Below are 7,836 nucleotides of genomic sequence, written 5' to 3'. Positions count from 1 at the left end.
TCCCCTCGGACGATTGGACTCCTCCCATCGCAGCAACCTAGTGGAACGTTACTTCCCCGCCGCCTCCCATCAGGTGATTCTGCTGTCTACAGATACGGAAATTGGTAAGGTCGAAGCTCAACAATTACGAGACGCTGATGCGATCGCACAACAGTATCTCCTAAATTATGACCCAACTAAACATCGGACAACCGTGGAATCAGGTTACTTCTACTCAGAACAGGTCACGGCATGACCCCTTTGGGTAATTCAAAATTCAAAATTAAAACTTCAAAATAAAGAAAATCAGAAATTTTGAATTAATTAATTCTGGAAGCCCCCCGGGGAATTAAAAATTAAAAATATAGAATTGTCCGAATCATTTTGAATTAATAATTTTGAATTTTTAATTGGAGCGAAGCGACTTGACCATAAATGTTGTTGATTGCCCATGCAATTTGTCTTGCACTACTTCTAGGACAGGGTCTAACGTAATCCTGTATTCTCCTTCTTGCTCCAAGGTAATGCTAGGGCCTGGTTGATAGGGCTGACTAGGATCCGCCGTAGGATCCAAACCCACCCTCGGATAGTTACAAGAATCGTCTTCCCCTGGTATAGGATCACAAGGGTAATAGACAACTGGACTTTGCAAATCGACCATAAACTGTTCTTGGCTACCATCTGGTAGGTAGAGAGTCATTCTCAACGGAATCGGCTCTAAGATCTCGACAGGGTCACCAACAGGTTTAAAAGCGAATTCGACAGTTTCCCCAGCAGTAATTGGTTGGTCTTTATCTAGTATTGCCCGGATGGTAAGAGGTTTTGACAGTAAGTGTGCTTCTTCTACTAACTCTTTTGTCTCATTATAGCCGCAAGCAGTAATCAATAACGGGCTAATCAATAGGGCAATGGCGAAGACAGTTTTACGAATGTACATGCTTGTTAATTTTATCGCTATTTGCTATCAAAGACGCCAATTTGTCCTAAAAAGTTCGGCGTTGCTGAATTAAGGAATGAATGCGCGATCATCTGGTTTTATTAAAGCCCCCTAAATCCCCCAATCCTGGGGGACTTTGACAGTTTTTTCCCCCCAGAATTGGGGGGCTAGGGGGGCGAAACCATACCCAGAATCAGCAACGCTAAAAGTTCTACTAACTGCTGAGTACTGATAGCTAAATTCTGACCTTAAGATTGCTATAGTTATACATCAATTAAAGTTGCCAAACTATCACCACTTTGGGCAAATACTAAAGTAGTTTTTCATAAACAGTAAACCTGAGTTCATTAATTTCTTCATGCAACCGCCAATAAACCAAATCACACTTTCCCAAACTGCCAAAGACCAACTCATTAAACTCAAACGTCAAACCAAAATCCCTCAGTGGAATGTCCTTTGCCGCTGGGCAATCTGCCGTTCCCTCGCTGAACCGACAATGCCCTCCCCGGTTCCCATACCTGCGGATAGTAACCTCGAACTCACCTGGAGCGTCATGGCAGGAGATATGGCTGATCTGCTCCTGATTGCTCTCAAACAACGCTGCCATAACGATGGCTTAACTTTGGATCAAGAAAATCTAGCGAATCAGTGTCGCCTGCACCTTCATCGAGGTATTGGTTACTTAGCAGGGGATACCACTATTAAAAAAATTGAGGATTTAATTGCCCTGGGTGTTATCAAGGATGAAGAATGAAGTGTCAAGTTTTACTCAGGACTTACGAGTTAGCACTATAGTGGTCAATGCGGTGCCTTCCCGTAGCAGCTTTTTCAGAATATCGCTTTTTCTGATGCTGCAAGGAACTATTTGTCCGCAATCGATAGATCAGCTTTACACTCAACCAATAACTAACCACAGCACAGACCAACCCAACCGCGAAACAACCAACAAATAAGGTTAGGACAATTTCTGACCCCAATTCTCTAAATTCCTGCCAAGATTGGAAACTCACATTAGCCAATTCATCCTGATTCAGTAGCCATTCACCCACGTGAAAGTTGAATGCAAAAATCGGTACATAAGTCAAGGGATTACTAATCCAAGTTCCAGCAGTAGCAGCTATTTTGTTCCCTCGCAAGAGTACCGCCAGCAAAATCCCTATAATTAACTGGAGACCAAACAGGGGAAAGAACCCAGCAAACACACCACATGCTAAACCTCGTGCGATCGCTTCTGGTTGTCCTTGCATACGAAGTAAGCGCCAATATATGTATTTTAGGCGTCGTCTAAAATTTCCCCTCGGTCTGATTGACTTTCGTTTACCTAGATCAAGGGGTTTGGTGGCTGAGGGTAAAGGCTGTGGGTAGCTTGACAGGAATTTTCTAGACATTTTCGCAAATCAATCAGCAACCCTCTAGCAACTGGGGCAGATTATTTTGGGGTAGATTATTACTCAGCAGGTAATCTTTACTTACTGTAGCGGAAAATTAGCTTCAAGGGCGAAAGCCAAAGGGCAAAGAGGGAAATAAAGCTGCAAAAATCTCAATAAATTCTATGTAAGCTTCCTTATACCTTGTGCCTTTTACCTTGTGCCTTTTACCTGACTGCCATGGCTACGAGGATCATCTTGACTAGTTATTGTAATTGACAGGGAATCGTCAATATCCGAAACCGTACCACTAGCTTGGCTATAAGGTAATGGCACATGGGTTACTATGGCATCTAAGTTAGCTTCGAGTACTTGATGGGGTTGTTCTCCAATAGTTTGGGCGATCACTGTGCTGGCTTCATCAAAATATACAAAATGAGGAATACCATCTACTCGATACTTGACCAGTTCTGGTAACCACTTGGTGTTATCCACATTCAGCATGACAAAATTGACTTTGCTTTTATACTGCTGTTTCAGTTCACCCAAATCCTTTGCCATGGCTTGACAGCTGGTACACCAGTTGGCATAAAACTCCATCAAGGTTGGCTTGCCATTGCTCAGTGCCACCTCTAGAGGGGTAGATGCTTCAGCTTGGGCTTCCAAAGAACCGAGACTAGTCTCAGTTTTTAATCCCAAGAATAGGGCAATACCCAGTGCGATCGCTACTAGGGCAATTAAAAAGTTTCTGATCCGGCTGCCACTAGTGGGTACTGAAGGGGAGGAGGATGGTGTAGTTGAGTCTGGTGAATTAATAGCCATCTTGCTAAAACTTTCTTGCTATAACTTTATAATTGTTTACATTTTACAACAAGAGCACTTAGGCACCAACAGCCTTAAAACCCGGTTTATCGTTATAATGTCCGGCAATAGGTTCATGTAGGGTGGGCAGTGCAGCAGACAGATAATGAAGCTTACAAACCGCGTTGGTAGGCACTGCCCACCCTACGATTAATGACAATGGTGCAAGATCTCAGTTAAAACCCGGTTTATCGTTATAATGTCCGGCAATAGTACGGTTTGGGGCGTAAGTTCTGAGCAACATAGAAGTAAATGAGATTAAAACGTTTTTTTGTTGACGGTTGACGGCTGACTGTTGAGTGTTAACTGTTAACGAGTGGGAATGTTAGGTTTATTTTTACTCCTGTACTGATAAAGTTTGACAAATCACAATGAAAAAACGGGTAACCCTGACCTTTCCCCGACGGGCGATTCAGATGCCGGTGGCTTACCGACTGGCAAAGGATTTCAATGTGGCTGCTAATATCATCCGGGCCCAAGTCGCTCCCAATCAAATCGGCAAACTTGTGCTAGAGTTATCTGGCGACATTGATGAGTTAGATGCTGCGATTGAGTGGATGCGATCGCAAAACATTGATGTTTCCCTGCTAAGTCGCGAGATTTTGATTGATGAGAATAGTTGTGTCGATTGTGGCTTATGTACTGGGGTTTGTCCCACTCAAGCCCTTAGTCTTGAGCCAGAGACATTCCGATTGAAATTTAAGCGATCGCGTTGCATTGTCTGTGAGCAGTGTATCCCCACTTGCCCTGTTCAGGCCATTTCTACAAATTTTTAAGATTTCAGACGCCTTAAGCTATTGCCCAACAACCCTGTTTTCAGGCACACTTTCAGATAAAATCAACTAAATATCAACCCCAAGAGGAGCCCTCATGATACCAATTCTTGTAGCATTACTTGCAGCAGCCGTTGTTGGGGCAATCGTATTTTTTATACTGCAAAATAAACTGGATTTTCTCTCCGAACAAACCGACAGAAAATTAGAAGTTTTTCAAAATAAGTATGAGGCTAGGATACAACAAAGTTCTCAAGCTCTGCAAGAAAGTTATCGAGAGCAGTTAAATCAGAAAATTGCCGAAGTCAAAGATCAGGCAGAGTCTAGCGCTGCTGCTCCTGTCCAATCTTTACAGGAAAATTATCAGGCTCAGTTAACCCAAAGCACTAATGAGCTGAAGCAACAACTTGATGCTAGTCTTCTCGAAAGTGTTCAATCCTCGGAAGCCAGATATCAAGAGCAATTGACACAAGCTACCCATGAGTTAAAGGAAGAACTTGAATCTAATTTTCGCAACGAGCTGCAATCTTTGGAAGCGAAATATCAGGCTGATTTAGAGTTAGCCCATCAAAAAATTGCTGAATTAGAACAAGCTCATAAATCCCCAATACCAGACGAGGTGAATAACCTAGATGAAACGGAGAAAACTTCAGCGGAAACTGGTAATGAATTAGTCGAATTATTAGAAGAGGCAGAAACAAATCAAGACGAGCCTCAAGAAGTGGTCGAGGACGAAATATTGGCTGATTCGAGTCAGCCAGAGCAACCAATGCTGACAGAAACCCCAAGTATTACTGATCAGCCCAGCCAAATTGATCAAGACTTGGAGGACGAAATATTGCCTGAGCCGAGTCAGCCAGAGCAACCAATGGTGACAGAAACCCCAAGTATTACTGATCAGCCCAGCCAAATTGATCAAGACTTGGATGAAACCATAACTGCTTTGGGAAATTATGCTCAAGCCAGCGATATTCCCCAGTTAAGTAACTACATCAATCATCCTGAAAGCCTTATTCGTGGATCAATTGCATCAGCTTTGGGTAAAATTGCTGCTGCTCAAGGACTCAGAGCCGAAATTCAACAGGCCATACCGCTGATCGGAAAATTGATTCAAGACCCCCAAGCATCTGTGCGACAGTCTGCTGTTGAAGCCCTGAGTAATATTAAATCTGAAAAAGTTATACCCTTACTTGAAAGGGCATTAAGGGATCCAGATAGTGATGTGGTTAAATCTGCCAGTGCTGGGATTAGTCAGTTTAAGAGTTATCGGCGAACTCAATCGCCCAAACCTGCTAAGAAGACTGTAAAGCCTCTAAGCCTTAACGAGTGCTCTAATCCAAAAGCATAGCAAAACTATAGGGATGTGGGGATTGATGACCCTTTCTCGGGAGTCAACCCCCATGATTGAGTCCCACTCTCACCCATACTCCCTTGACAAAAGGGTGCTGGTATCGTGCAGGACTTCTAGTTAGTTTAGTCAGCGTCGCTTTCAATGTGGATAAACAAAAGTCCCAAAACTACAGTAGGCATAACTAAGCCTATGAAGGGGACTAGCATCGTTGGTAAAAAAGAAGCTGCGTATGCGCCTGTCATATCTTATTTTCCTATTTGCCAATTAATACAGTAACAAGTTGAACCTTTAACCACACCAACCCAATTAGGTATGGTGTTGGTTGCGGGTTTGATCTCAAGCAAGACTCTACCTACCGAAGTAAGTGTCGGTCTTACACTGCCAAGCCTGGGCTTTGCTGTGACATACTCCCACACGCTTATCAGAGATTACAGTGTGGGCTTCTTGCCAACTCCACCCAACGGTATCGGCTTTCGCCGACGCTGCGCGAACGGATACTCGGCAAGCTTTATTAACGACACGGGATGCCCCTCCGCGCCGGAACAATACAATAAGTTCTATTTTTAAGCACGTAGGTGGCGGTTAGCTCTTAATTTGTTTTCCCTACTATTTTTAGTATAACGTTTTTCAGGCTGTTTATAGCGAGTTAATGCTCCGCGATTCATCCCGGAGATGAAACCTTAAAAGAGTGGAGCCTTACTACAAAAAGATTTAACCCTTAACTCACAGACTGCCAACTATTTTGGCTCCACTCTTTTTGCGGGAACTTCTGACCACACTCATGCTGCGCATGTTCGTTGTGGGGCATGCCCAGCGGAGGAAGCTAAGCAGGTAAACAAAATTAATGGCACATTTTCCAAAACTCAAAGCCTTGCAGGGTAAGGGTTACAGAAATTTGGAGTAGGTAATTAATTCTGTGTAGGTGCTTATCGATTTTTTCGACAAGTTAATCCTATCATGGTTCACGACTATGAAATACCTTGATCTACCTCGGAATTTCCGAGACAACCTGTGGCAAAAACCTGATAGTTGCTTCTGGCCTTGCTGAGTCTTTGATGGCGTCAATTCTAATCAGTCTGCCATTCCTCTATTGACATCAACATCTCTGGTTGACCTAGACAAAAGCACACAACTCCCGTCAATTTGGGTTAACTTCCCGTTTCACCTCGGAGCATGGCAGGGGTTATCCCAACCCGCCCTTATACCAACGACTCAGTTTCTTCAATGGCTCAGATTACTGGAAAGTTTATGGCAGTCGGATAATTATTAAGATTTTTAACAAAACTTCCCCGAAATTCTTTACAAAATTTAATTAATTTTTATTACAAAAACCGAATAGGCTGAAAGGGGGTTAGTCATCAAAACCGTTGGTTTTAGGTTATTACAATGGTTTGGCAAAGGTGATATTACCGTAAAGAACTAAAGCTAAAATTGTTGCCATAGACTAAGAAGGTTAGAAAAAAGAACAATATCTCGTATAATCCGTTACGAGAGGATGCACTTCTCAGCAAAGATTACTCGTGCTGATTCTTTCAGTTCCTTTTCTCCCCCCTAAAGTATGATTACTCAAGGGGTTTATCCGATTTTTAAGGAGATAAATTTACAATGACGATGGATGTAATTGACCATGGTGGAGATCCCCAAGTGGGTAATCTAGCCACCCCAATTAATTCCTCTGCTTTCACAAAAGCTTTCATCAACAACTTGCCAGCCTACCGTAAAGGCCTCTCAGCCAATCGCCGGGGTCTAGAAGTTGGTATGGCTCATGGCTACTTTCTGTATGGACCGTTTGCCTTACTAGGTCCGTTACGTGGGACAGACTATGCCAGCACAGCTGGTTTACTGGCAACAGTTGGCTTAGTGGCTCTTCTGACAGTTGCTTTATCTATTTATGGAGCGGCTGGCTCCGGCAAACCTAAGGCAACATTGACCACACCCAATCCACCAGAAGACTTAGGAACTAAAGAAGGCTGGAGTGAATTTGCCAGTGGTTTCTTGCTTGGTGCTTGTGGCGGGGCATTTTTCGCCTATTTCCTATGCCAGACACCTCATCTAGCGCCACTGCAAAAGATTGCTAGTGGAGTATGGTCTTCTTAACTCTGACTGGAGACAAGAGTTTCTGATCGCGCAGCGGAGGCGAAAGCCGATAGCTAAGCAAGAGAGTAAGGTGACTGACACTTAGTTAAATCACCATATTCTCTTGTTGGCACCCCACCAAAGAGATAGATTTCAGGAAAAGAGGGATGTTCCTTGTTAGGAAGGAACTCCTTTGCAATGCGCGAGCATTGAACTGCTACGGGAAGGCACGACCCATGGTTGGGCTGTGATAACTCCTTTTTTCTAGTCATCGAGGATTTCTTTACCAAAAATTTTGGGTAATCGCGCCCCGTCCTTCTAGGACGGCTTTTAGTTGACACTTTTATAGCGCCATAGTATAATTAAAGTATAGGGTACAGGCTGAAAAACCGTTCGCGTAGCGTCGCCTTTGGCGATGGCTGAGCCGGGAGAGAGACCCGTAACTTATTGACCTTAAAGTAGTGTGCGGCTCGTTCTAAGTAGGAGCCTCCT

Annotated in this window: 9 protein-coding genes and 1 pseudogene; 5 read left to right on the top strand and 5 right to left on the bottom strand. The window is 43.6% G+C overall.

Annotation, left to right across the window (positions count from 1 at the left end; genetic code table 11):
- Positions 1-235 (top strand): annotated as a pseudogene (locus F6J99_RS37765) (DNA sulfur modification protein DndD); the annotation flags it as partial.
- Between the two features lie 150 nt (positions 236-385).
- On the opposite strand, the gene F6J99_RS37760 reads toward F6J99_RS37765, so the two are convergent.
- Complete coding sequence (locus tag F6J99_RS37760; protein WP_293120998.1) at positions 386-916, bottom strand: hypothetical protein; 531 nt, start codon at positions 914-916, stop codon at positions 386-388.
- Between the two features lie 358 nt (positions 917-1,274).
- Here F6J99_RS37760 and dndE point away from each other — a divergent pair, with 358 nt between their 5' ends.
- Positions 1,275-1,670 (top strand): DNA sulfur modification protein DndE, encoded by a 396-nt coding sequence (dndE, locus tag F6J99_RS37755; RefSeq protein ID WP_293120996.1) that lies wholly within the window; start codon positions 1,275-1,277, stop codon positions 1,668-1,670.
- 22 nt (positions 1,671-1,692) lie between these two features.
- Here dndE and F6J99_RS37750 read toward each other — a convergent pair whose 3' ends face one another.
- Complete coding sequence (locus tag F6J99_RS37750) at positions 1,693-2,304, bottom strand: DUF2062 domain-containing protein (protein WP_293120994.1); 612 nt, start codon at positions 2,302-2,304, stop codon at positions 1,693-1,695.
- A gap of 192 nt (positions 2,305-2,496) precedes the next feature.
- Positions 2,497-3,105, bottom strand: coding sequence for a thioredoxin family protein (locus F6J99_RS37745; protein ID WP_070393358.1), 609 nt, complete (start codon positions 3,103-3,105; stop codon positions 2,497-2,499).
- Positions 3,106-3,515: 410 nt separating this feature from the next.
- On the opposite strand from F6J99_RS37745, the gene F6J99_RS37740 reads away from it, so the two are divergent.
- Positions 3,516-3,920, top strand: coding sequence for an NIL domain-containing protein (locus F6J99_RS37740; protein ID WP_293120991.1), 405 nt, complete (start codon positions 3,516-3,518; stop codon positions 3,918-3,920).
- Positions 3,921-4,014: 94 nt separating this feature from the next.
- Positions 4,015-5,265: a HEAT repeat domain-containing protein gene (locus F6J99_RS37735; RefSeq protein ID WP_293120989.1), complete on the top strand. Its 1,251-nt coding sequence runs from the start codon at positions 4,015-4,017 to the stop codon at positions 5,263-5,265.
- A gap of 125 nt (positions 5,266-5,390) precedes the next feature.
- Here F6J99_RS37735 and F6J99_RS37730 read toward each other — a convergent pair whose 3' ends face one another.
- Together F6J99_RS37730 and F6J99_RS37725 are read right to left on the bottom strand one after the other, a co-directional pair.
- Positions 5,391-5,510, bottom strand: coding sequence for a photosystem I reaction center subunit VIII (locus F6J99_RS37730; RefSeq protein ID WP_071986957.1), 120 nt, complete (start codon positions 5,508-5,510; stop codon positions 5,391-5,393).
- Between the two features lie 106 nt (positions 5,511-5,616).
- The gene (locus F6J99_RS37725) at positions 5,617-5,814 is read right to left on the bottom strand and encodes a hypothetical protein (protein ID WP_149031017.1); all 198 of its coding nucleotides are present in this window, start codon (positions 5,812-5,814) and stop codon (positions 5,617-5,619) included.
- A 1,065-nt stretch (positions 5,815-6,879) separates the two neighbouring features.
- On the opposite strand from F6J99_RS37725, the gene F6J99_RS37720 reads away from it, so the two are divergent.
- A complete protein-coding gene (locus F6J99_RS37720; RefSeq protein WP_198954299.1) occupies positions 6,880-7,365 on the top strand; it encodes a photosystem I reaction center protein subunit XI in 486 nt (161 codons plus the stop codon).
- The last annotated feature ends 471 nt before the right edge of the window (positions 7,366-7,836 follow it).

This window comes from Moorena sp. SIO4G3 (assembly GCF_010692305.1).
Taxonomy (GTDB): domain Bacteria; phylum Cyanobacteriota; class Cyanobacteriia; order Cyanobacteriales; family Coleofasciculaceae; genus Moorena; species Moorena producens_A.
Note: the sequence above shows the minus strand (reverse complement) of the source record. Positions and strands in the feature narration are given on the sequence as shown.